Below are 22,840 nucleotides of genomic sequence, written 5' to 3'. Positions count from 1 at the left end.
CCGCGTCGCCGGCCGGCGTCGCAGGCTCGTCGCGGCCTTGACACCGCCGGTGGCGCGAATCAGAGTTCAAGGTGATGCCAGACCAACCGCAGGAGGCCGCCATGTTCCGCACCGAACCGCACCAGAGCCCGGAGATCGTGAGCCTCTCCAGCGCCCGCACCGCCGTGGTGCGCGGCCAGGACATCCGGTTCGAGGACCTGCGCGAGTTCTACGACTCGGCATTCGCCGCCCTGGGCGAGGTGCTGGAGGCCGAGGGGCTCATCGCGGTGGGGCCCGGCTTCGGCCTGATGACGCGGGAGCCGACCGACTCGCTGGACCTGGAGGTCGGCTTCGCCGTCGACCATGCACTGGCCGGGACCCGGGCTGCAGCCAGCGGCGTCGAGGTGGTGCCCTCGGAGATCCCCGGCGGTCCCACGGCCGTGACCTCACACCTCGGCTCCTTCGACGATCTGGCGGGCGCCTGGGAGGGCTTCATGGGCTGGATCGCCGACAACGGCTACACCGCGTCCCTGCCCTTCTGGGAGCTCTACGTGACGGAGCCGCGCCCGGAGATGGGTCCGGAGGAGCTCCGCACGGATCTCTTCGTCCCGGTCTCCGGCGCGGACGCCGACGAGCACCACCGCCGCGGATGAGGCGTCTGCTCTCCCTCCTGCGGGAGGACCTGAAGGCCGCCCGCGCCCAGGACCCCGCCGCCCGCAGCGACGCGGAGGTCGCCCTGGCCTACGCGGGCGTCCACGCCATCTGGGCGTACCGGGTGGCCCATGCCCTCTGGCAGCGCGAGCAGACCCGGGGGCTGGCGCGTCTGGTCAGCCAGGCCGCGCGGTTCTTCACCGGGGTGGAGATCCACCCGGGTGCGCGCATCGGCCGGAGGCCCTTCATCGACCACGGCTCGGAGATCGTCATCGGCGAGACCACCGTGATCGGCGACGACGTGATGATGTACCAGGGCACCACCATCGGCGGACGGACGCTGCACGTGCCCGTCAGGCCGGGGGCCCGGCGGCACGCGATCGTCGGGGACCGGGTGATGCTCGGCGCCGGCTGCCGCATCATCGGGCCGGTCACCATCGGTGACGACACGGCGATCGGCGCGAACGCCGTCGTCGTCCGCGACGTCCCGGCGGAGTCGATCGCGATCGGTCTGCCGGCCGTCCACCGCCACAAGGACAGCGACTACGCACTGGACCCGCGCACCGACCTGATCGACCCGGCCTTCCTGCTCTGATCCCGCCGGGCCCGGCGGCCCCGGCTAGAGGCTGCCCTCGGGCGCCATGTTGGAGAACCGGGAGTAGTGGCCCTGGAAGGCGACGACGATCGTCTTGGTGGGACCGTTACGGTGCTTGGCGACGATCACGTCCGCCTCGCCGGCGCGCGGGGACTCCTTGTCGTAGATGTCCTCGCGGTGGAGCAGGATGACCATGTCGGCGTCCTGCTCGATCGAGCCGGACTCGCGGAGGTCGGAGACCATGGGCTTCTTGTCCGTGCGCTGCTCTGAGCCACGGTTCAGCTGCGACAGGGCGATCACCGGCACGTCGAGCTCCTTGGCGAGGAGCTTGAGGGCACGGGAGAACTCGGAGACCTCCTGCTGGCGGGACTCGACGCGCTTGCCGGAGCTCATCAGCTGCAGGTAGTCGAGGACCACCAGTTTCAGATCGTGCTTCTGCTTCAGGCGCCGGCACTTCGCGCGGATCTCCATGAGCGACATGTTGGGCGAGTCGTCGATGTACAGCGGGGCGTCGTTCAGCTTGCCCATGGTGCTGGCGATCTTGGCCCACTGCTCGTCCTTGACCGTGCCCTTGCGCAGGTCCTGCAGGCCGATGCTCGCCTCCGCGGAGAGGAGGCGCATGGCGATCTCGTTCCGCCCCATCTCGAGCGAGAAGAAGACGGTGGTCATGTTGCTCTTGATGGCCGCGGACCGCGCGAAGTCGAGGGCGAACGTCGACTTGCCGACGGCGGGACGGGCCGCGACGACGATCATCTGGCCGCCCTGCAGGCCCTGCGTCAGCTCGTCGAGCTCGTAGAAGCCGGTCGGGACGCCGATGACGCCCTCGCCGCGGCTTCCGGCGGACTCGATCTCGTCCACGGTGCCCTCGATGATGTCGCGCAGGGGGACGTAGTCCTCCGCGCCGCGGCGCTCCGCGACGGACATGACCTCGGCCTGGGCCTCGTTGACGATCGCGTCCACCTCGCCGTCCTGCGCATAGCCCAGCTGGACGATCTTGGTGCCGGCGTTGACCAGGCGGCGCAGGACCGCCCGCTCCCGCACGATCTCCGCGTAGAAGCCGGCGTTGGCCGCGGTGGGCACGGACTGGATCAGCGTGTGCAGGTAGGCGGGGCCGCCGACGCGGCTGATGTCCCCGCGCTTGGTGAGGAGGTCCGCGACCGTCACGGCGTCGGCCGGCTCGCCGCGGCCGTACAGGTCGATCACGGCCTCGTAGATCAGCTCGTGGGACGGACGGTAGAAGTCCTGCCCGCGGAGGACCTCCACGCAGTCGGCGATGGCGTCCTTGGAGAGCATCATGCCGCCGAGGACGGACTGTTCGGCCACGATGTCCTGAGGGGGCGTGCGGCCGAACTCGGCGCTGCCGCTCTCCTCTACATCCGTTCGTGCCAGAGCCACCGAAGTCCTTTCACCATGCCCGTCGGGGCGCTCGATCGCGCCCGTCACGCGACGTCGGCGGGGCCGTCGACTCCGCCAGGGTACGCCCGTGACCCCGTAAGAGTAGACCCGAGGGGGGACCCCTCCAAGTCACTTATCCACAGGGTTTGTGGACAACCTGTGGGGATCGCCGGTGGACATGTGAACACACTGGGGACACGCCTGTGGATTGTCGGGAAAGATCTGTTCCCAAGCCACTCTGACTAGGCCGTTTACTTATACATGGCTGTGGGGAACTTAAAGTTCCGGCGAGTTCGTGAACGTTGATACAGCACTTGAGGCTCCTAATGGCCCGTGCGCTGCGCCACTTTCGCCGGCGTTATCCACAGCAGAGCCCTGATTCTCCACAGCCGCGCCCACCGGGTGGAGCGCTCCGGCGGGCGCGCTCTTGTGGGGGCGGGGCCCCGTTGGAATACTGGTGCCATGCCGGAGCCCGTGATGCGCCCCACCTCCGTCGATGCCCGGTCCTTCGTGTCCGGCGTCGACCACCCGCGGCGGCGCGCCGACGCCGAGACGCTGCTGGAGCTCTTCGGCTCGGCCACCGGCGAGGAACCGGTCATGTGGGGGCCCTCGATCGTCGGCTTCGGCGCCTATCACTACCGGTACGCCACCGGCCGCGAGGGCGACGCGCCCGCCGTCGGATTCTCGCCCCGCCGGGCTAATCTGGCCCTGTACGTCCTCACCGGCAGCGAGGAGTCGGAGCGCTGGCTCTCCCGCCTCGGCAAGCACCGCCGCGGGGTGTCCTGCCTCTACGTGAACAAGCTCGACGACGTCGACCTGGACGTGCTCCGGCAGCTGGTCCAGGAGGGCTACGAGCATGCGGGCGGCGGGCCGGACGGCCCGGCACCGGACCGCCGACCCGACGGCGGCGCCCGCGCCGACGCACGCGCCTAGGATGGACAGCATGTTCTCGCTCGGGCTCCTCGAAGCACTCATCGTCATCGCCGTCCTCGTCGGGATCGTCGGCGCGCTCTGGTACGTCTTCAGCCGGACGACCACCGGGCAGCTCAGCGAGGAAGAGCAGTACATCCAGCGGCTCAACGCCAAATGGGTCCAGCAGCGCGAGGAGCAGCGCCGGGAGGCCGAGCGCGTGCGCCACGAGACGCAGCAGCGGATGCCCACGGCCCAGCGCACCCCCACGGCTCCCGTGGACGACCCCACCGCCCAGGCCGGCGCGGGCGCCGTGCCCGCCACCCGTCCCGCGGGCCAGGCCGACTACGCCGCCGTGGTGAGCCTGGTGCAGCAGGGCAAGGTCGTCGAGGCGATCAGGAAGGTCCGCCGCGACACCGGCGTGGGGCTGGCGGACGCCAAGCGGCTGGTGGACGACATCCAGCACCGCTGAGGGCGGCCGCCCGCGTCAGGCGTAGGCGGGCGCGCCCAGCGTGGCGAAGTCCGAGTCGTGGAAGACGAGGGGCTGGTGGAGCCCCTCGTGGGCCGCGTGCCGGTGGACGCGGAGGATGACCACCGCGTGATCGCCCGCGTCGACCTCCTGGTCGATGCTGCAGTCCAGCCAGAGCGCCGCCTCGTGCAGGAAGAGGGCACCGGCGTCGCTCGACTCGAAGCGCACGCCGGCGAAACGGTCCCCGTCCCGCGCGGCGATCTGCCGGCACACGTCCCGGTGCGTCGCGCCCAGGACGGAGACACCGATGCGCTGCGCGGCGCGGATCCTCGGCCAGGTGCGCGAGCTCTTCTGCACGGCGAACAGGACCAGCGGCGGGTCCAGGGAGACGCCGACCGTGAAGGAGGAGGCGACGATCCCCTGCGGCTCTCCGTCGACGACGGCGCAGAGGGCCGCCAGGCCGGAGGGATGCCGCGCGAACGCCTGCCGCAGCGCGCCCGCGGAGAGATCGGTCGAGAGGTCGGATTCGGGTGCAGTCATGGCCACCGCCTGTGATCATGCGCCCATCCGGCCGGGAGGGGCCGGGCTGCGACGCGGTACTTGCCCACCGGCGTGTTCCGGAAGGCCGAATCATCACCTGGAGCACCCCACTACCGCAATGGGAGGGTTGCCGTTCAACGAGCCAGGGCTTGACGTTGAATCTCTTGATTCGCTCCCCACGCTACGTGCGGGGAAGGATCTGTGACAACGACGGACGCAACATTCCGCAAGCTGGCGACACACGGGACCGGGGCGCGCCGGGCACGGGGCCGCACAGGCGTACCGCCGACGAGGTCCGCGCGCTAGGGTGGCCGCACCGGAGCCGCCCGGCCCGGTGCGAGCGGGGAACTGGAGGCACCATGGCACGGATCCGGCTGTCGACGGCGCACGGACTCTTCGATCTGGCGGCCGGGCTCTGGCCGCTGGTCCACTACCGCAGCTTCGTGGCCGTCACCGGACCCAAGGCGGACCGCTGGCTCGTCCAGACGGTCGCGGGCTTCTCGGTCGCCGTCGGCTACGCCCTGCTGCGCTCGACGCCGAGCGATGAGGGACGCCGCACGGCCCGCCGCCTCGGCATCGGTTCCGCTCTGGCCTATGGGCTGGTGGACCTCTACTACGGGTCGACCGGGCGCATCCGCCGAATCTACCTGGCGGACGCGGCCGTGGAGGCCGGCTGGCTCCTCGCCTGGCTGGCGGCACGACGCCGTTAAAGCGACGAGGCCCCACCCCCGCGAAGGGATGGGGCCTCGTGGCGCTGAAGCACTCGAGCGGCTGCTGCCGCGCGGACTACTTCTTCTTGGCGGCCGGGACGACCTGCAGCGCGATGGTCGCCGAGACGTCCTCGTGCAGGCGCACGGTGGCCTCGAAGTTGCCGGTGGACTTGATGTGCTCCGGCAGTTCGACCTTGCGCTTGTCGATGGAGCCGAGGCCGGCGGCCTCGACGGCCTTCGCGATGTCGTCGACCTTGACGGTGCCGAACAGGCGACCGGACTCGCCGGTCTTCACCTGGACCTTCACCGGCTTGGAGGCCAGCTTCGCAGCCAGCTCCTTGGCCTCCTCCAGCGACGCGACGGCGCGAGCCTCGCGAGCGGCCTGGATGGACTCGACCTGCTTCTCGCCACCCTTGGACCAGGTGACGGCGAAGCCGCGCGGCAGAAGGTAGTTACGGGCGTAACCGTTCTTCACCTCGACGATGTCGCCTGCGGTGCCGAGACCGGTCACTTCGTGGGTCAGAATGAGCTTTGCCATGTTGTGGGTCCCTTCCCTTAGCCGCGGCCAGCGCCGGAGTAGGGCAGCAGGGCAATCTCGCGGGCGTTCTTGATGGCCTGCGCGATCTTGCGCTGCTCCTGAACGCTCACGCCCGTCACCCGACGAGCGCGGATCTTGCCGCGATCGGAGATGAACTTGCGCAGCAGTGCGACGTCCTTGTAGTCGATGACGGTGATGTCAGCGGCCTTCAAGGGGTTGGACTTTGGTTTGGGCTTACGGATATCAGCCTTAGCCATCGTGGAGCTCCTTTTTTCTATGGAGCCCGCAGAGTCTTCTGCGGGATGGTGAATAGTGAGTGTTTAGAAAGGCGGTTCGTCGCTGCCCGGGCCCCAGCCGCCACCGGCGGCATTGCCGCCCGACGGAGTGGACCACGGGTTGCTGTCGGCGCCGGGCGCTGCCCAGCCGCCGCCATTGCCACCGGCCGGTGCAGCCGTGCCGCCGCCGAAACCGGAGTCGCCGCCGAAGCCGCCACCCTGGTTCCCGCCGAAGCCGCCCTGCTGCTGGTTGCCGCCGCCGAAGCCGCCCTGGTTGCCGCCAGCATTGCGCTGGGTGCGGGTGACCTTGGCCGAGGCGTAGCGCAGGGAGGGGCCGATCTCGTCGACATCCAGCTCCATGACGGTGCGCCGCTCGCCTTCCTTGGTGTCAAAAGAACGCGACTTCAGCCGGCCCTGGGCGATGACGCGCATGCCCTTGGTCAGCGTCTCGGCGACGTTCTCAGCGGCTTCGCGCCAGACCGATCCGCGGAGGAACAGCGTTTCGCCGTCCTTCCACTCGTTGGTCTGCCGGTCGAACGTCCGCGGGGTGGAGGCGATGGTGAAGTTCGCCACCGCGGAACCCGACGGAGTGAAACGCAGTTCCGGGTCGCCGGTGAGGTTACCGACGACCGTGATCACGGTTTCGCCTGCCATGACGTCTCCTGACTATCGGTTCTTCTGATACAGACTCGAGGCGAATTACTTCGCTTCGGCCTTCGGCTCTTCCGGGCGGAAGATCTTGACGCGCAGGATGTTCTCGTTCAGAGACAGCTGGCGGTCGAGCTCCGCGGAGGTCGCCGGGGTTGCCGTGAACTTGACGAAAGCGTAGATCGCTTCCGACTTCTTCTGGATCTCGTAAGCCATGCGGCGACGGCCCCAGATGTCGACGTTGTCGATGGTCCCGCCATCGTTGCGCACGACATTCAGGAACTTCTCGAGAGTCGGCTCGACGGTACGCTCATCGACCTCAGGGTCGATCAGCACCGCAAGTTCGTAATTACGCATGTGAACCCACCTCCTTTGGGCTAAACGGTCACGGTCTCTCCGTAACAGGAGGTTCTTTGCGTTGGTCGGACGCCGCGCCCGATGTGCGGGCGGGCAAAAACAACCTCCACCATCCTACCGGACGCGGCGCCGCCTCCGGGACGGACGGGGTGAGGTGTGGACAACAGGTCCGGGGCACCCCGCCCGCGTCCGGGCCGGTGGGGCGCACGACGGCCGCGGGGACCCCCTCGGACACGACTGTGGCGGACCGCTCGGAAGCGGTCCGCCACAGGGATCGGGGCAAGCCCCGGGTCACGGTCCGGCGGGGCCGGCCCGGTGATCGGCCGGTGCTACTTGACCGGCAGGTCGAGCGTCTCGCCGACGTAGATCACGTCGGGATCGGCCACGACGTCGGTGTTCAGCGCGAAGATCGCGCGCCAATCGGTGATGCCGTGCTCCTCGGCGATGGTCGCCAGCGTCTCGCCGGCGGCGACCTCGTGGTCCTCGCCGGAGTCCTCCGCCTTGACCTCGGCGACGTGCTTGCCGGCGCCGCCGGCGGCCTTCTCGGTGGACGCGGGGCCCTCGGCGCGGTGCTTGGCGCTGGACTGCGCCTCAGCGGCGGCCTGCTCCTCGGCCGCCTCCGCCTCGGCCTGAGCCTGGGCCTCGGCCTCGGCCTCTGCGGCCTGGCTGGACTCCTGCTGGGTCGGCTCGGACTCGGCCTGGGCCTCGACCTGGATGTCGCTGCTGGTGGAGGCCTCGGTGCCGGAGAGCCCCAGCTCGGCGGAGCAGGCGGGCCATGCGCCCCAGCCCTGCGAGGCGAGGACCTTCTCGGCGACGGCGATCTGCTGCGATTTGGAGGCGTCGGCCGGGTTGCCGGTGCCGCCGAAGGCCTGCCACGTGCTCATGCTGAACTGCAGGCCGCCGTAGTAGCCGTTGCCCGTGTTGATGGACCAGTCGCCGCCCGACTCGCAGGCCGCGAGGGAGTCCCAGGTGGACGTGGAGGCTGCGTTGGCCGGCACGGCCGCGACGCCGGCCGCTGCCAGCGCGAGGACCGCTGCGCCGCCGGCGAGGCCGGCACGGGAGAAGTTCTTGGTGTTCTTGTTCTTCTGGATCACAGTTTCTCCAGGGCCATCCCTACGCTCAGACCGTCCCCGGCCATCAGTGCGCGATCGTCCGGCGTCCGAATAGGCTTCAGGGCTCGTCGACCCGTGGACGATCTGGGATACGGGTCGTTCCTGTTTTGGCGCCCGAGAGGCAGTTACCAAAACGTGACTTAATAACGATACGGTCACGACGGTCGGGCGGGTCAAGCCCAGGCGGGGATTCACACGGGGCTTCCAGCTCGCGCATAAGAACTCGCGCACAGGACACAGAAGGACAGGGCCGGCCTCGCGCGCACGCGAGGCCGGCCCTGTTCGCGGGGGCGCTCAGTCGGCGAAGAACCGTGCCGCCACCCGGGCCAGACGCCACGGGTCGGCCACGCCGCACAGCTCGCGCGCCGAGTGCATCGACAGCAGCGGGATGCCGACGTCCACCGTGCGGATCCCGAGCCGCGTGGCCGTGAGCGGGCCGATCGTCGAGCCGCAGGGCATGACGTTGTTGGAGACGAACTCCTGGTACGGCACCCCCGCCTCTCCGCACAGGCGCGCCCACAGGGCCGCACCGACCCCGTCGGTCGCGTAGCGCTGGTTCGCGTTGATCTTCAGCAGGGGCCCGCCGCCGAGCAGCGGCTGATTCGCGGGGTCGTGGCGCTCGGGGTAGTTGGGGTGGATCGAGTGTCCCGCGTCGGCGGAGACGCAGACCGAGTCCGCGTAGGCGCGGTACCGGTCCGCCGCGGTCGCGCCGAGCCCGCCGGAGACCCGCTCGAGGACCTCCTGCAGGAAGGGGCCGGACGCGCCCGAGCGGGAGCCGGAGCCGATCTCCTCGTGGTCGAACGCCGTCAGCATGGCGATCCGCCCGCCGCCGGCCCCGCGGCCCGCGCCGGCGTGCTCGGCCAGGGCGACCAGGGACGCGTGCATCGAGGAGAGGTTGTCCAGCCGGCCGGAGGCGAAGAACGCCTGCTCGTGCCCGAACACCGCGCCGGGCTGGGAGTCGGCCACGACGACGTCGTACCCGCCGATGTCCTCCGGGGCCACGCCCGCCGCGGCGCCGAGCACGCCGAGCAGGTCCTCCTGCGCGGGCGCACCGGTCCCCCAGACCGGGTTCATGTGGCGCTGCTTGTCCAGGGTGAGGCCCTCGTTGACCTGGCGGTCCAGGTGGATGGCGAGCTGCGGGAAGCGCAGCAGCGGATCGGTCCGGGTCAGGACCTCGGTGCCGTCCCGGAGCACCAGCCGACCCGCGAGCAGCAGCTCGCGGTCCAGCCACGAGTTCAGCAGCGGCCCGCCGTAGACCTCGACGCCGGCCTGGAGCCAGCCGTGCGCCCCGGTGGTCGGGCGCGGCTTGAGCTTGAAGGACGGCGAGTCGGTGTGGGAGCCCAGCAGGTGGAAGCCGGTCCGGGGCCCGACGCCGTCCGGGACCACCCAGGCGATCAGGGCGCCGTCGCGCACCACGTAGTAGGCGCCCGGGGCGGACGGCCAGTCCGCGGCCTCGTCCAGGCCGGTGAAGCCGGCGGCGGCCAGCCGCCGGGCCCCCTCCGCCGCGGCGTGGTAGCTGGACGGGGAGGCGGCGACGAACGCCGCGAGGTCCTCGACGTGCTCGAGGGCGGCCGGCTCGACGTCCCGGGCGGCGTTCAGGGCTTGCTGGTCGACCACGGTGTTCCTCTTCCTCAAGCGTTCGTTTCAGGTCCTGCTCTCCGCCGATCCTACCGAGCCGGCGTCAGCCCTGCCGGTACCGGGCGAATCCGACCGCTGCCAGGCCCACCACCACGAGCGCCCAGCCGGCCGCGTGCCAGTCCGAGGCGGAGAGCAGGAACGCGCCGGTCGCGAGCAGCAGGACCGCGACCATGAACCACGGGCTGCGCAGGAATTCGATGTTCACTCCGGCCCCCGTCAGTAGTCCAGGCCCTGGGTGGGGACCACCAGGCCGGTCTCGTACGCGTACACCACGGCCTGCACCCGGTCCCTCAGGTGCAGCTTGGTCAGGATCCGGCGCACGTGCGTCTTCACCGTCGCCTCGGAGACGAAGAACTTTCGGGCGATCTCCGCGTTGGAGAGCCCCTCGGCCATGGCCTCCAGCACCTCGCGCTCGCGCGGGGTCAGGTCCTGCAGCAGCGGGTCCTCGGCGCGGGCCCGGCCGAACTCGGCGAGCAGCCGCTTGGTCTCCTGCGGGGCGACGGCGTCGCTGTTCGCGGCCGCGCGCACCGCCGCCACCAGCTCCGGCGGGGTGACGTCCTTGAGCAGGAACGCCGACGCGCCGGCCTCCAGGCCGCTGTAGGCGTACTCGTCGAGACCGAAGGTGGTGAGGATGATGACGCGCGTGTCCGGGAGCGCGGCGGTGATGCGCCGGGTCGCCTCGATCCCGTCGAGGACGGGCATCCGCACGTCCATGAGCACGACGTCGGGGCGCAGCCGCATCGCCTCCTCCACGGCGGCCGCGCCGTCCGGCGCCTCCCCCACCACGGTCAGGTCGTCCTCGCCGTCGAGGATGAGCGAGAAGCCCATCCGGATCAGGTGCTGGTCATCGGCCAGCAGGATGCTGATCTCACTGCTCATCTTCTGTATTCCCCCCTGGGCATATCTCTCCGGTGACTCTGAGCTCGGCGTCGACGCTCCACCCGCCGGCCGGGTCCGGGCCCGCACGGAACGAGCCGTCGTAGATCGCCACCCGCTCGGCGATGCCGCGCAGTCCCTGGCCGGGCCCCGGCGGGCCGACGTCGCGGCCGGCCTTCGGCGGGGCGGCCCCGCCGGTGTCCGCGCCACCCCGGCCGTCGTCGTGCACGCGGAGGCGGACCGAGTGGCCGCCGGACGGGCGCTCCGCAGTGGTGCAGTCGACGGTCACGCGGGTCACGTCGCGGCCGTGGCGCAGCACGTTGGTGAGCGACTCCTGGATGATGCGGTGCACGGTCAGCCGGAGCCCGGCGTCGTCCGGCAGCTCGCACCCGGACGCGCTGTACTCCAACGGCAGCCCGGCCACGCGGAAGCCTTCGAGCATCTGGTTGAGCGTGGCCTCGGCCGGCTGCGGCTCCAGCGGGGCCGCCCCCTCGCGGAGCACGCCGATCACGCGGCGCGTGTCGCGCAGGGCGCGCCGACCGGTGGTGGAGAGTTCGCCGAGGACCTCCTGGGCGCGGTCGGGGCTGCGGCGGACCACCACAGCCGCGCCGTCGGCGAGGGCGACCATCACCGAGAGGGAGTGCGCCACGACGTCGTGCATCTCCCGGGCGATCCGGTTCCTCTCGTGCACCTGGGCCAGCCGCTGCACCCGGAGCCCCCAGTTGGCCAGCTCGGCCTGGTGGAGCCGGTTGCTGCGCACCGCGGCGCCGATGCCGACGGAGATCAGGTTCGCGGAGACCGTCAGCGCCGAGATCAGGAGGATCGCGTCCGGCAGGCTGCCGATCTGGATGTCCATGTGCGGCTCGTGCTGCTGGTCCATGAGGTGCGGGAGGACCCACAGGGCGGTCATGAGGACCTGGACGGCGCTCATCAGGACGGCCATGGCCATGGAGCGCCACCACGTGTACTGGGTCCCGGCCGCGTAGAGCGCCAGCCAGAGGCCCATGCTGAACACGCCGTGGAACGGGTCCACCACCATGAGGGCGAGCGTCGCGACGGCGACGATCCCCAGCACCGCGAAGGGCGCCGCGCGGCGGAACCAGAGCGCGGCGGCGACCACCGCCACGCACACGAGCGCGGGCCACGGCACCGGCCCGGCGGCCATGGTCAGCAGCGCGCCGGCGGAGAGGAGGTAGAGGGCGACCACCAGCGCGTCCGTGCCGCGCGGATGCCGGCGCAGGAACCGGAGCACGGGCCCGCGGCGGCGCTCGGCCAGCTCGGCGAAGCTGACGTCGGCCGCGTCGTAGTCCTGTGGCTGGCTCATCGTCCGCGCCTGGTCTTCCGCTTCAGAAGGATGCGTCTGCCGGGGCAGCCGTTCGTTTCTGCCCCGGCAAACGCGGATTGTGGACTGTGCGTCTCGAGGCCGTGCGTGGCCGAGACATCTGCAACAGTTTCTCCAACGCTAGCGTGTTACAGGGGCGAACGGCGAACGGATTCGGCTGTATGGCGCCGATTCGGGTCAAAGATCAGCCCTGCGGAGGAGGCCGGAGTCGGCCAGTGCCCGGCGGGCGGCGAGGTGCCCGGCCATCCCGTGCACCGCCGGGCCGGGCGGCGTGAACGCCGAGCAGAGGTAGACGCCGGGCGCCGGCGAGCGCCAGGGCGCGCCGCCGAGCGAGGAGCGCAGGCCGAATCCGGGGCGCAGCAGCAGCCCGCGCGTGTCGACGGCGCCGCCGGCGATGTCCCCGCCGACCAGGTTGGCATTGCCCGCCTCGAGCGCGGCCGGGCCCTCGACCCAGGCGTCCAGCACGGTGGCCCCGAACCCGGGGGCGTGCCGCTCCATCTGCGCCTGCACCGCGGTGCGCACGGTGTCCGGCGAGGTGTTCGGCGGGACGTGCGTGTAGGTCCAGAGCACGTGGTGGCCGGCGGGCGCGCGGCCGGGGTCGAACGCCGATGGCTGACTCAGCAGGACGTAGGGGTTCTCGGCGGGGAAGCGCCGCCGGCTCGCCCGCTCGGAGGCGGCGATCCGCGCGGCGTCTCCGCCCAGATGCAGGGTCCCGGCCGCCCCCAGCCGCGGATCGGACCAGGGGACGGGGCCACCGGTCACGAAGTGCACGACGGCGGCGCCGGGCCCGCGGCGGCGGTTCCGCAGACGCCGCTCCACGGCCGGCGGCAGCCCGGGCACGGCGGCCGCGAGGGTCTCCGGGGAGGTGTCGAACAGGACGAGGGGCTCGGGCAGCTCCTGTCGGTCCGCGACGCGCCGGCCCAGCTCGATCCGCCCGCCGGACTCGGCCAGCACCCGGCCCAGGGCCTGCGTGATCGCCCCGGAGCCGCCGAGCGGGATCGCCCAGCCCTCCCCGTGGGCCAGGGCCGCGAGGAAGAGGGCGGCGCCCTGCGCCCCGGGCCCGGTGCCGCCGCCGGGCAGGTGGCCGCGCAGCCCGGCCAGCATCGCGGCGACCACCGGCGCCCGCCGGACGAGCGCGCCATGGAGCGGTGGGACGGCGAGCGCCGCGGAGGACAGCACCAGCCGGGCGGCCGTCGCGGTGCCCCGGCCGCGCGGTCCGAGGTCCGGGAGCGGGAGGACGGGGTGCAGCAGGAGCCGGGCGAGGTCCGCGGACCGGCGGGCCAGGGGCAGGACGGCCCTGCGGTAGGCGTCGGCCTCGGCGGGCGCGGCGCCGGCGAGGCCGGTCAGCGTGCGCTCGGGGTCCCGCCAGGCCAGTCCGGCCGTGCGGTCCCCGGGCAGCGGATGCGCGTAGGAGAGCTCGGGCCGGGCGAACCCGACCCGGTCCGCCAGCCCGATGCCGTCGAAGAACTCGGAGACCAGGGCGGTCGGGTGGACGGCGGACCCGACGTCGTACCGCACGCGTCCCACGCCCGAGACCTCGCGCTCCGCGGTCCGCGCGGCCCCGCCGATCGCGGCGGCGGCCTCGTAGACCGTGACCCGCGCGCCGGCGCGGGCGAGGGTGACGGCGGCGGCGAGCCCGTTGGGGCCGGAGCCGACGACGGCCGCGTCCAGTCCCGCGGCGGGGCCGGAACCTGCGGCGGACGACCCGGCGGGGTCGGGACGGTCCGCGGAGCCGGGGGTCGTGCCGGCCTCAGGACGCACGGCGCCGCAGCGTTCCCCGCAAGGTGGCCAGCGTCAGCCGGTCGGCCGCGCCGGCGAAGGGCCCGCCGGCGGGATCGTCCTGGACCACGTTCCCCGCCCCCGGGCGCCGGACCGGGTCCGCCCCGGCGTCGAGCATCCCGTGCACCACCCGGCCCATGAGGTACAGGAGGGAGAGCATGTGGCCGGCGACGGCCAGCACGTACGCCGACGGGGCGAGGGCGTTCGCCGCCTCCAGCTGCGCGTCCATCGAGTACAGGTACGCCCAGATGGCGAAGAAGTGCAGGACCTCGAAGAACTGCCAGATCAGGAAGTCCCGCCAGCCCGGCAGCGCCAGGACGGCCAGCGGGATCAGCCAGACCACGAACTGCGGCGAGTACACCTTGTTGAAGAGGACGAAGCTGGCGACGATCAGGAACGCGAGCTGGGCCACGCGCGGACGCCGGGGCGCCGCGAGGCCGAGGACCGCGATGCCGGCGCAGGCGAGGAAGAAGAGCCAGAAGCCTGCGGAGTTGATCGTCTCCGCGGACAGGCCCTGCCCGCCGAGGCTCGAGGCCACCGTGTTCCACGCGTGCCAGAGCGAGGACCAGCCGGCCTCCCGCTCCTGCGTGAACGTCCAGAAGACGCTCCAGGCCTCGAAGTTGAACGCCATCACCGGCAGGTTCACGGCGAGCCAGGCGCCCACGGCCCCCGCCGTCGTCCGGCCCAGGGCCCTCCACCGGCCGGTGCGCAGCGCGAGGACCAGGACGGCCCCCAGGAACAGCACCGGGTACAGCTTGGTGGCCGTGCCGAGCCCGATCAGGACGCCCGCGAGGAGGGTGCGGTCGCGGCCGAACGCGTACATGGCGCCGGCCAGTGCGGCGACGGCCCAGAGGTCCCAGTTGATCGTCGACGCGAGGATCATGCCCGGGGCCAGCGCGACCATCGCGGCGTCCCACGGCCGCCGCCCGGCGGTCCGGGCGGTCAGCAGCACGACGGCGGCCCACAGCAGACCGATGAAGAGGACGTTGACGTCGAAGAAGGCCAGCGAGCGGTTGTAGTCGCCCGGGGTGACGAGCGCGGCCGTGAAGGACGCGACCGCGGACATGAGCACCGGGTACTCGAAGTCCGAGCCGGCCAGGAACGGGGCCAGCGGGTTGTCGGCGAGGCCGCGGGCGTAGTACAGCGCGGGGAAGTCCGAGTAGCACGCCCACTGGTAGGCGTTCAGGCCGGTCCAGCCGCCGACGCGGCAGGCGTTCTTCACGCCGACCGCGAGCAGCACGCCGACGATGGTCAGGGCGATGAGCACCCGGTCGATGGACCAGAACCCGGTGGGCGTGGTGCCCGGCTCGGTGTGCCGGCCCAGTGGGCCGCCGATCACCTCGGTGAAGCGCCGGAGCAGGGAGTCGTTGCGCGACGGCGCGGTGATCCGCGCGGACGCCCCGGGACTGGCGGGGCGGGGGCCCGTGGTGCGTGAGCGGGGCGACGTCGATGCCATGCGGCCAGCCTATCGGCGCCGCGCCAGGTCGGCCGCCCCGATCAGTCCGGCCTCGGCCCCGAGCTGGGCCTGGGCCACGCGGGCGAACGGACGGTAGCCGCGGCCGCTGAGGGATCGCCGGTAGGAGTGCTCGGCCGTCTCGACCAGTGCGGTCGAGGCCGAGCCGAGGCCCCCGCCGATCACGAAGACCCCCGGGTCCAGCACCGCGGCCAGGTTCGCGATCCCCAGGCCGAGCCACTGGCCCATCTCGTCGATCAGGTCCCGGCAGGCGGGGTCGCCCTCGGCCGCGAGCTGGGTGACGAGGGCGCCGGTGACGAGCGCGGCGTCGTCGTCCACCGCGGCCCGCAGGGCGTGGGCGATCGGCGAGGCCGCCTCCACGAGGCCGCGTCCCTCCCGCCCGAGCGCGTTGCCGGAGGCGTACTGCTCCCAGCAGCCGCGGTTGCCGCACGCGCACCGGTGACCGCCCGGCACGATCGTCTGGTGCCCGAACTCGCCGGCGACGCCGAAACGGCCGCGCTGGATCCGCCCGTCGACGATCGTCGCCCCGCCGATGCCCGTGCCCAGGGTCAGGCAGACCACGTGGGTCTCCTCCCGGGCGGCCCCGAACCGCCACTCGGCCCACGCGGCGGCGTCGGCGTCGTTGGTCAGGAGCACCGGGCGCCCGAGCGCCTGCTCGAGGCGTTCCTGCAGCGGCTCGTTCCGCCAGGCGAGGTGCGGGCTGAAGAGGACCTCGCGGCCGGAGCGGTCCATCCAGCCCGCCGCCCCGACGCCGACCGGAGCGTCCGGCGCGTCCGCCCCGAGCTCCCGCACCACCGCGACGACGGCCGCCTCGACCGCCTCCGCCTTCATCTCCTCGGAGGCCGGGTCGCTGACGGGGCGGGGCGTGCGCCGGCCGGCCCGCTGCAGGAGCCGTCCGTCCCCGCCCACCAGGCCGGCCGCGATCTTGGTGCCGCCGACGTCGATGCCGATCGCCGGGCCTCCCCCGCTCGCCGGTGCGGCGCCGGGCCCCTGCAGCTGGTTCTCGCTCATCCCGGCATTCTCCCCCATCCGTCCCGGACGAGACGGGCGTCACTCCGCGCGCCGGGAATACGGCGCCCCCATGGTCACTTAGACTTCATTAAGACTGTGGACACGGCCCTGCCATGCCCTGTCCACCTTTTTTCGCGAAATTCTCTTGAGGAGTCACGTTGTCGGGTAATCCCATCCGGGTAGGAATCGTGGGCGTGGGCAACTGCGCCGCGTCACTAGTGCAGGGCGTCGAGTACTACAAGGACGCCGATCCCCAGGCGAGCGTCCCCGGCCTGATGCACGTCCAGTTCGGCGATTACCACGTCAACGACGTCCAGTTCGTCGCCGCGTTCGACGTCGACGCCAAGAAGGTCGGTCTGGACCTCGCCGATGCGATCGGGGCCTCCGAGAACAACACCATCAAGATCGCCGACGTCCCCGCCACCGGCGTGACCGTCCAGCGCGGCCACACCCTCGACGGCCTCGGCAAGTACTACCGCGAGACCATCGAGGAGTCCGCGGACGAGCCCGTCGACGTGGTGCAGGCGCTCAAGGACGCCGAGGTGGACGTCCTGGTCTGCTACCTGCCCGTCGGCTCCGAGGACGCCGCGCACTTCTACGCGCAGGCCGCCATCGACGCCAAGGTCGCGTTCGTCAACGCGCTGCCGGTGTTCATCGCCGGCACCAAGGAGTGGGCGGACAAGTTCGCCGACGCCGGCGTCCCGATCGTGGGCGACGACATCAAGTCCCAGATCGGCGCCACCATCACCCACCGCGTGATGGCCCGCCTGTTCCAGGACCGCGGCGTCACGCTGGACCGCACGTACCAGCTCAACGTGGGCGGCAACATGGACTTCAAGAACATGCTCGAGCGCGAGCGCCTCGAGTCCAAGAAGATCTCGAAGACCCAGGCCGTCACGTCCAACACCAACGCGGTGCTCGGCGCGGACGACGTCCACATCGGCCCGTCCGACTTCGTCTCCTGGCTCGACGACCGCAAGTGGGCGTTCGTCCGCCTCGAGGGCCGCAACTTCGGCGACGCCCCCGTCTCCCTCGAGTACAAGCTGGAGGTCTGGGACTCCCCGAACTCCGCGGGCGTGATCATCGACGCCGTCCGCGCGGCGAAGATCGCCAAGGACCGCGGCATCGGCGGACCGATCCTCTCCGCGTCCAGCTACTTCATGAAGTCGCCGCCGGAGCAGTACAACGACGACGTGGCGCACGAGAAGGTCGAGGCCTTCATCCGCGGCGACGGCGACCGGTAGCGGTCACCGCCTTCGTCCAGAGGCCGGCCCCTCCTCCGCGGGAGGGGCCGGCCTCTGCCGTTGGCGCGCACCGCGTCCGACTCAGGAGAGGCCGCTGGTGGTGCCGTCGTCGAGCACGTCCATGCCCTCCGCGGCGGGCGCGGCCGGCAGGCCGGGCATCGTCATGATGGTCCCGGTCAGCGCCACGATGAATCCGGCCCCCGTCCGCGGGATCAGCTCCCGCACGCGTACGGTGAAGCCGCTGGGCGCGCCGAGCAGCTTGGGGTCGTCGCTGAAGGAGTACTGCGTCTTGGCGATGCAGACGGGCAGCCGCTCCCAGCCGTGGGCCCGGATCCGCTCGAGCTGCGCCCGGGCCTCCGGGGCCAGCTCGACGCCGTCGCCGCCGTACACGGTCCGCACGATCGCCTCCAGCTGCTCCTCGACCTCCGCGTCGGCGGGGTAGATCGGCCGGTAGCTCGGCCGGGTGCCCAGCAGCTCGCCGACGTGGCGGGCGAGCTCCGCGCCTCCGGACGCGCCGCGGGAGTGGACCTCCGTGAGCGCGCAGCGCACGCCGTTCTCGGCGCAGAACCGCTCGATCACCGCCAGCTCTCCGTCGGTGTCCGTGCCGAACCGGTTCACGGCCACCACGGGCTCGTAGCCGTAGCGCCGCACGTTGGCGACGTGCCGGGCGAGGTTGGGCAGCCCGGCCTGCACCGCGGCCGGGTCGGCCTGGGCCAGCTCGTCCTTCGCCCGGCCGGCGTTCATCTTCAGCGCCCTGACGGTCGCCACGAGGACGACGGCGGTCGGCGCGCAGTCCGCGACCCGGGCCTTGATGTCGAGGAACTTCTCCGCTCCCAGGTCGGCACCGAACCCGGCCTCGGTCACCACCACGTCCGCGAGCCGCCGGGCCGTGGTGGTGGCGATGGCCGAGTTGCAGCCATGGGCGATGTTTGCGAACGGACCGCCGTGCACCACCGCCGGCGTGCCCGCGGCGGTCTGCACCAGGTTCGGCTTGAAGGCCTCGCGCAGGAGCATCGTCATGGCCCCCGCGGCCCGGAGGTCGTCCGCCGTCACCGGGGAGCCGCTGCGCGTGAATCCCACGGTGATGCGGCCGAGTCGCGCACGGAGATCGGGGATGTCACGGGCAAGGCAGAGGACGGCCATGACCTCGCTCGCCGCGGTGATCTCGAACCCGGTCTCCCGACCGCCGCCGGACTCGAGGCGGATCCGGCGCAGCGCGCGGTCGTTCATGTCCAGGACGCGCTTGAAGCCGATCGAGCCGGGATCGATATCGAGCGAGTTGCCGTGGTGGAGATGGTTGTCGACCATGGCCGCCAGGAGGTTGTTGGCGCTCGTGATGGCATGGAAGTCAGCAGTGAAATGCAGGTTGATCCTGTCCATCGGCACCAGCTGGGCTCCGCCGCCCCCGGTGGCGCCGCCCTTCATGCCGAAGACCGGCCCCAGAGACGGCTCGCGGAGGGCGATCATGGTGCGGTGCCCGGCGGCGGCGAGCGCGTCGCCCAACCCCACGGTGACGGTGGACTTGCCCTCGCCGGCCGGCGTTGGGGAGACGGCGGTGACGAGGACGACGGCGCCGGCCGGTTCCCCCGGAGGGAGCTGGTCGACGTCGATCTTCCCGAGGTGGCGGCCGTAGGGCTCCAGGGCGGCCTCCGGGATCCCGGCGGCCGCTGCGATCTCGGCGATGGGCCGGGGAGCGCCGGGTACGGTCCCGGCGGATGCGGTCTCGGCGGCATCGCCGGCGACTCCTGCTGATGTGTCGGTGCTCACATTCCGACGCTACCAACGAACCCGCGTGCCGGATAGGGCGCCGGTCCCGAACCCCTCCACCGCGGCACGCCTCAAGGGAACAGGACCGGGTGGATGGTCGCGTCCGCCTCGACGAGAGTCAGGCAACCGTCGCCGTCCGGACGGAGGACTCCCTGCCGCAGGATGTCCGGCGACCCCTCCAGCGGCGTGTAGGTCCCGGCGACGAAGGCGGTGGCCCCGGTGGCCACCAATACCGTCGCCGGCTCGGGCCCCGGCGTGGGCCCCGGCGCCGACGTCGCGCTGCAAGAGACCAGGAAGAGCGTGGCCGTCGCCAGCACCATGGCGCTCGCCCGTCTGGCCCGTGTCACGGACTCCCTCATTCGGCACCATTCCTCGGCTTCATCTCGCCCAGCGGCCACGCTCCCCTGCGTACGCCGGACTCTCAGTGTGCACGGCGATGGAGGCCCTGGCCAGACCGGCCGGGCGGCGCAATGCCATGAGGGGGAGGCCGGGATAGTGGGGACGCCGCGACGGTGGAAAGCACCGGGCCCGCCGCGTGCACCTCTCGGTGCGGCGACGGGCCCGGGCTCGGTTCCGCGGGACGGCTGCGACGTCGTCGTGCGGTTCCTGCGGAACTCAGGAGGCGAAGGCCTCCGGTGCAAAATCAATCATCTCTGTACTCCTCCTCTCGTTCGGCGGCACCGCCGGTGAGGCGGCCCCGAGCTGGTGCTCAGGCTGGAAGATCCCGGTCAGGGTTCGCCGCTCGGGGCGATCTCACCTGACGCGGAACCACATCTCGTGGGGCACGTTGGGCCGGTGGCCCTTCAGCGACTCGGCGTTGATCTTGTGCTGGTCGACGAACTCGGGCCGGTTGCTCTGCTTGGCCTTGCCGGACTGCTTGTGGCGCTTCATCAGTACTTCACCTCCTCTCGCTCGAGGAGGCTGGTGATCTGGTCATCGCGCACCGCGTGGTGCCGGCGGGCGCTGATGAAGTCTGGGCCGGAGAAGTAGAACTCGATACCGGCGCGCTCGGTGCCGATCTGGGCGCTGAGGGAGCGGGGGGCCTGCGAATGGAACGACGTCTGCTGGGCGGACATTGCTGCTCTTCCTGGTGGTAAGCCTCGGTGTGTGGGAGAGGCCCCGGAGCAGCGTGAGCGTTCTAGGTCAGGCTGCCCCGGAGGCGATTCGTGCGACGGAAACGACGACGATCGTCGGTCCGGCCGGTGGTAAAACCGGCCGCGGCGGTGATCCCTCCGCCCGCATAGATCGGGGAGAGTGCCACTGCGTCAAGCGCCATGTTCTTGTTCACGAATCCACCTCCTTCACTCGCGAGTGCCGGTCTCCCGGCTCTCGAATGCCTGCAATGTCAGATTGAGGAAACTCAATCGCAAGCATCACTGTACGCCGAAGCCCCGGCGAGCGCCAGTGGTGCTCCGAAAATATTTCTGCCGGTCGTCGCGCCGACCGGACGCGTGCGCTCGAGGGACGCTCCGCCGGCCCCGGACGGGCGCTGGGCGGCTGCCGGCGGCTGCCGGACAGGTCCCCGCCGGCGGGGAAGATCAGCCGTTCGGCGGATACCGGCGGGAGGGCCCGCTCTCTACGCTGGAGCTCATGAGCTCCCAGTGGATGGACCCCGCGACGCCGAGCACGCCGCCGGCCTCCCCGACGACTGCCGCCGCCTCGACGGGGCCGTCCCGGGAGGGGCACGGACCGACCAGCCGGGCCACCACCCGCCACCGGCTGGTGGACCTGGACGCGATCCGGGCGTTCGCCCTGCTGGGGATCTTCCTGGTCAACGTCCAGACGTTCGCCGACCCGGCCTCGCTGCTGGGCGTCCCCTCCCCCACCGATGCGGCCGGCACCGCGGCCCACGCGCTCGTGGCCGGCCTGTTCATGGGGAAGTTCTACATCCTCTTCTCGTTCCTCTTCGGCTACAGCTTCGCCCTCCTCTGGCAGGCCACGGCGCGGCGGGCCGCCGCGGCCGGGCGCCCGGACGACTTCGCCGCGGTCGCTATGCGCCGCTTCGCCGGCCTGTTCGTGCTGGGCCTGGCCCACGGCCTCCTCCTCTTCACCGGCGACATCCTGCTGACGTACGCCCTCGCCGGGATGCTGCTGCTCGGCCTGAGGTATATCGGGACCCGGCCGGCGCGCGTCACGGCGGGGATCATCGTGGGCGTGATCGGCGCCGGCATGGTGGGGATCGCCGCGCTCATGGGGCTGGCGCTGTCCGCCCCGGAGTTCGAGTCGATCCTGCAGGGCGAGCTCGCCGGGACGGCCGAGCTGCTCTCCCAGCCGTACGCGGAGTTCCTGATCGGCATGTACCCGAGCACGCTGGCCAGCATGGTCTTCGTCCAGGGGCCGATCGCCTTCGCGGCCTTCCTCATCGGCCTGTCCGCTGCGAAGGACCGCTGGTTCGAGCGCCTGACCCGCCGGACGCTGGTCCGCGTGGCCCTCGTCGGCGCCGCCGTCGGACTGCCGGGGGCGATCGCGACGGCGTGGGCGTACGTGGGTCTGCATCCGCTCGTCGGCAGCACGGCGGCCTTCGGGCTGGCGGCCCTGACCGGCCCGTTCCTGACCGCGGCCTACGTCGCGGCCCTGCTGCTCCTGTTCCGCAGCGGGGCGGGCCGGCGCGTGCGGAGCGCCCTGGTGCCGGCGGGCCAGATGGCCCTGTCCAACTACCTGGGGCAGTCCGTGGTGATGGTGATGGTCTACACCGACTACGGCCTGGACCTGGCGAACCGGGTGCACCCGTTCGCCGCCCTGGGGATCTGCGCCGGCGTCTTCGCCGTCCAGCTACTGTTGAGCGCGGTGTGGATGCGGCGCTTCGCGCGCGGGCCGGTCGAGGGCCTGCTCCGCGCGCTCACCTACTGGCAGCGCCCGTCCTGGCGGCGCGGCGCGCCCGGCAGCGAGCCCGGCGCGGCGGCGGACGGCTAGAGTCCCCAGGCCTCGATGACGGGCGTCTTCTTGTCCCAGCCGAGCCGGGAGGCCTGCGCGGTACCGAGCACGAAGTGCCGGCCCCGATCGGCGGGCAGCCCCAGCCAGCGGGCCGCGACCACGCGGCTGAAGTGGCCGTGGGTGAAGAGCAGCGCGTGGCCGTCGTCGTCCACTTCGGAGCGCACGCGCTCGATGACCGCGTCGGCGCGAGCGCTCACGTCCGCGAGCCGCTCGCCGTTGGGCACGCCGTCGTCCCAGATGACGTACGACGGCGTGCGGCGCCGGATCTCGTTGGACTCGATGCCCTCGTAGTCGCCGTAGTCCCACTCGTGGGCGTCCCGGACGATCTCGGCGTCCGGGAATCCGGCGAGGGCTGCGGTGCTCTTCGCACGCCCCAGGGGGCTGGTGAGCACCAGGTTGAACTCGATGCAGAATCCGGCGAGCTTCTGCCCGACCACCCGCGACTGGGCCTCGCCGTCCGGCGTCAGGGGCATGTCGGTCAATCCGGTGTACTGGCCGCTGCGGGACCACTCGGTCTCGCCGTGGCGGACCACCCAGAGACGGGGCTGGTTCGGCACAGATCGCTCCTCTATCGCGTCGGCCCGGGCCCACCCGGGA

27 protein-coding genes and 1 riboswitch are annotated in these 22,840 nt (G+C 71.8%); of the genes, 7 read left to right on the top strand and 20 right to left on the bottom strand.

The window, feature by feature from the left end; genetic code table 11:
* Positions 1-101 precede the first annotated feature (101 nt).
* Positions 102-632 carry a GyrI-like domain-containing protein gene (locus tag ABD784_RS10350; protein WP_344883960.1) on the top strand — a complete coding sequence of 177 codons (531 nt, stop codon included), beginning with the start codon at positions 102-104 and terminating at the stop codon, positions 630-632.
* Complete coding sequence (gene epsC / locus ABD784_RS10345; protein ID WP_344883957.1) at positions 629-1,225, top strand: serine O-acetyltransferase EpsC; 597 nt, start codon at positions 629-631, stop codon at positions 1,223-1,225. The genes ABD784_RS10350 and epsC overlap by 4 nt, the downstream gene beginning before the upstream one ends.
* 24 nt (positions 1,226-1,249) lie before the next feature.
* On the opposite strand, the gene dnaB is transcribed toward epsC, so the two are convergent.
* Positions 1,250-2,620 carry a replicative DNA helicase gene (gene dnaB / locus ABD784_RS10340; protein WP_344883954.1) on the bottom strand — a complete coding sequence of 457 codons (1,371 nt, stop codon included), beginning with the start codon at positions 2,618-2,620 and terminating at the stop codon, positions 1,250-1,252.
* Positions 2,621-3,082: 462 nt separating this feature from the next.
* On the opposite strand from dnaB, the gene ABD784_RS10335 reads away from it, so the two are divergent.
* Positions 3,083-3,553, top strand: a complete 471-nt coding sequence (locus tag ABD784_RS10335; RefSeq protein ID WP_344883951.1) for a DUF1801 domain-containing protein — start codon at positions 3,083-3,085, stop codon at positions 3,551-3,553.
* A gap of 10 nt (positions 3,554-3,563) precedes the next feature.
* The gene (locus ABD784_RS10330) at positions 3,564-4,001 is read left to right on the top strand and encodes a hypothetical protein (RefSeq protein WP_344883948.1); all 438 of its coding nucleotides are present in this window, start codon (positions 3,564-3,566) and stop codon (positions 3,999-4,001) included.
* Between the two features lie 15 nt (positions 4,002-4,016).
* Here the strand turns inward: ABD784_RS10330 and ABD784_RS10325 are convergent, their stop codons facing one another.
* On the bottom strand, positions 4,017-4,538 hold the full coding sequence (locus ABD784_RS10325; protein ID WP_344883945.1) for a flavin reductase family protein: 522 nt from the start codon (positions 4,536-4,538) through the stop codon (positions 4,017-4,019).
* Positions 4,539-4,589: 51 nt separating this feature from the next.
* A riboswitch (SAM riboswitch) is annotated at positions 4,590-4,708 on the bottom strand.
* A gap of 189 nt (positions 4,709-4,897) precedes the next feature.
* Between ABD784_RS10325 and ABD784_RS10320 the strand changes: the two genes are divergently transcribed.
* Complete coding sequence (locus tag ABD784_RS10320; RefSeq protein WP_344883942.1) at positions 4,898-5,248, top strand: hypothetical protein; 351 nt, start codon at positions 4,898-4,900, stop codon at positions 5,246-5,248.
* A gap of 76 nt (positions 5,249-5,324) precedes the next feature.
* On the opposite strand, the gene rplI is transcribed toward ABD784_RS10320, so the two are convergent.
* From rplI to ABD784_RS10260, 12 genes are all read right to left on the bottom strand, one after another.
* Positions 5,325-5,786, bottom strand: coding sequence for a 50S ribosomal protein L9 (gene rplI, locus ABD784_RS10315; protein WP_309081820.1), 462 nt, complete (start codon positions 5,784-5,786; stop codon positions 5,325-5,327).
* Between the two features lie 17 nt (positions 5,787-5,803).
* The gene (rpsR, locus tag ABD784_RS10310) at positions 5,804-6,043 is read right to left on the bottom strand and encodes a 30S ribosomal protein S18 (RefSeq protein WP_309081819.1); all 240 of its coding nucleotides are present in this window, start codon (positions 6,041-6,043) and stop codon (positions 5,804-5,806) included.
* Between the two features lie 63 nt (positions 6,044-6,106).
* Entirely contained in the window at positions 6,107-6,715 is a 609-nt protein-coding gene (locus ABD784_RS10305; protein ID WP_344883939.1) for a single-stranded DNA-binding protein, read from the bottom strand.
* Between the two features lie 45 nt (positions 6,716-6,760).
* On the bottom strand, positions 6,761-7,066 hold the full coding sequence (gene rpsF / locus ABD784_RS10300) for a 30S ribosomal protein S6 (RefSeq protein ID WP_309081817.1): 306 nt from the start codon (positions 7,064-7,066) through the stop codon (positions 6,761-6,763).
* A gap of 329 nt (positions 7,067-7,395) precedes the next feature.
* Positions 7,396-8,160 (bottom strand): transglycosylase family protein, encoded by a 765-nt coding sequence (locus ABD784_RS10295; protein ID WP_344883936.1) that lies wholly within the window; start codon positions 8,158-8,160, stop codon positions 7,396-7,398.
* Positions 8,161-8,472: 312 nt separating this feature from the next.
* A complete protein-coding gene (locus ABD784_RS10290; RefSeq protein WP_344883933.1) occupies positions 8,473-9,795 on the bottom strand; it encodes a M18 family aminopeptidase in 1,323 nt (440 codons plus the stop codon).
* A 64-nt stretch (positions 9,796-9,859) separates the two neighbouring features.
* A complete protein-coding gene (locus ABD784_RS10285; RefSeq protein ID WP_344883930.1) occupies positions 9,860-10,021 on the bottom strand; it encodes a hypothetical protein in 162 nt (53 codons plus the stop codon).
* An 11-nt stretch (positions 10,022-10,032) separates the two neighbouring features.
* Entirely contained in the window at positions 10,033-10,695 is a 663-nt protein-coding gene (locus ABD784_RS10280; protein ID WP_344883927.1) for a response regulator transcription factor, read from the bottom strand.
* Positions 10,685-12,016, bottom strand: a complete 1,332-nt coding sequence (locus tag ABD784_RS10275; RefSeq protein ID WP_344883924.1) for a sensor histidine kinase — start codon at positions 12,014-12,016, stop codon at positions 10,685-10,687. The genes ABD784_RS10280 and ABD784_RS10275 overlap by 11 nt, the downstream gene beginning before the upstream one ends.
* A 195-nt stretch (positions 12,017-12,211) precedes the next feature.
* On the bottom strand, positions 12,212-13,795 hold the full coding sequence (locus ABD784_RS10270) for a phytoene desaturase family protein (protein ID WP_344883921.1): 1,584 nt from the start codon (positions 13,793-13,795) through the stop codon (positions 12,212-12,214).
* Positions 13,785-15,269, bottom strand: coding sequence for a glycosyltransferase family 87 protein (locus ABD784_RS10265; RefSeq protein WP_344883918.1), 1,485 nt, complete (start codon positions 15,267-15,269; stop codon positions 13,785-13,787). The genes ABD784_RS10270 and ABD784_RS10265 overlap by 11 nt, the downstream gene beginning before the upstream one ends.
* A gap of 9 nt (positions 15,270-15,278) precedes the next feature.
* Positions 15,279-16,298 carry an ROK family protein gene (locus ABD784_RS10260; RefSeq protein ID WP_344883915.1) on the bottom strand — a complete coding sequence of 340 codons (1,020 nt, stop codon included), beginning with the start codon at positions 16,296-16,298 and terminating at the stop codon, positions 15,279-15,281.
* Positions 16,299-16,456: 158 nt separating this feature from the next.
* Here ABD784_RS10260 and ABD784_RS10255 point away from each other — a divergent pair, with 158 nt between their 5' ends.
* Positions 16,457-17,542 carry an inositol-3-phosphate synthase gene (locus ABD784_RS10255; protein ID WP_344883912.1) on the top strand — a complete coding sequence of 362 codons (1,086 nt, stop codon included), beginning with the start codon at positions 16,457-16,459 and terminating at the stop codon, positions 17,540-17,542.
* A gap of 81 nt (positions 17,543-17,623) precedes the next feature.
* On the opposite strand, the gene ABD784_RS10250 is transcribed toward ABD784_RS10255, so the two are convergent.
* The 5 genes from ABD784_RS10250 to ABD784_RS10230 all read right to left on the bottom strand — a co-directional run bounded on the left by ABD784_RS10250 (position 17,624) and on the right by ABD784_RS10230 (position 20,597).
* Positions 17,624-19,225: a formate--tetrahydrofolate ligase gene (locus tag ABD784_RS10250; RefSeq protein WP_344884626.1), complete on the bottom strand. Its 1,602-nt coding sequence runs from the start codon at positions 19,223-19,225 to the stop codon at positions 17,624-17,626.
* Positions 19,226-19,380: 155 nt separating this feature from the next.
* Positions 19,381-19,656, bottom strand: a complete 276-nt coding sequence (locus ABD784_RS10245; RefSeq protein ID WP_344883910.1) for a hypothetical protein — start codon at positions 19,654-19,656, stop codon at positions 19,381-19,383.
* Between the two features lie 406 nt (positions 19,657-20,062).
* Positions 20,063-20,200: a hypothetical protein gene (locus tag ABD784_RS10240; RefSeq protein ID WP_344883906.1), complete on the bottom strand. Its 138-nt coding sequence runs from the start codon at positions 20,198-20,200 to the stop codon at positions 20,063-20,065.
* Positions 20,200-20,385, bottom strand: coding sequence for a hypothetical protein (locus ABD784_RS10235; protein ID WP_344883903.1), 186 nt, complete (start codon positions 20,383-20,385; stop codon positions 20,200-20,202). Before ABD784_RS10235 ends, ABD784_RS10240 begins: the two co-directional genes overlap by 1 nt.
* Positions 20,386-20,447: 62 nt before the next feature.
* The gene (locus tag ABD784_RS10230; protein ID WP_344883900.1) at positions 20,448-20,597 is read right to left on the bottom strand and encodes a hypothetical protein; all 150 of its coding nucleotides are present in this window, start codon (positions 20,595-20,597) and stop codon (positions 20,448-20,450) included.
* A gap of 302 nt (positions 20,598-20,899) precedes the next feature.
* On the opposite strand from ABD784_RS10230, the gene ABD784_RS10225 reads away from it, so the two are divergent.
* Positions 20,900-22,222, top strand: coding sequence for a DUF418 domain-containing protein (locus ABD784_RS10225; RefSeq protein ID WP_344883897.1), 1,323 nt, complete (start codon positions 20,900-20,902; stop codon positions 22,220-22,222).
* Here the strand turns inward: ABD784_RS10225 and ABD784_RS10220 are convergent.
* Complete coding sequence (locus ABD784_RS10220) at positions 22,219-22,800, bottom strand: histidine phosphatase family protein (RefSeq protein ID WP_344883894.1); 582 nt, start codon at positions 22,798-22,800, stop codon at positions 22,219-22,221. The two genes, ABD784_RS10225 and ABD784_RS10220, sit on opposite strands and share 4 nt — an antisense overlap.
* Between the last annotated feature and the right edge of the window lie 40 nt (positions 22,801-22,840).

It is taken from the genome of Zhihengliuella alba, from assembly GCF_039538765.1.
Taxonomy (GTDB): domain Bacteria; phylum Actinomycetota; class Actinomycetes; order Actinomycetales; family Micrococcaceae; genus Zhihengliuella; species Zhihengliuella alba.
Note: the sequence above shows the minus strand (reverse complement) of the source record. Positions and strands in the feature narration are given on the sequence as shown.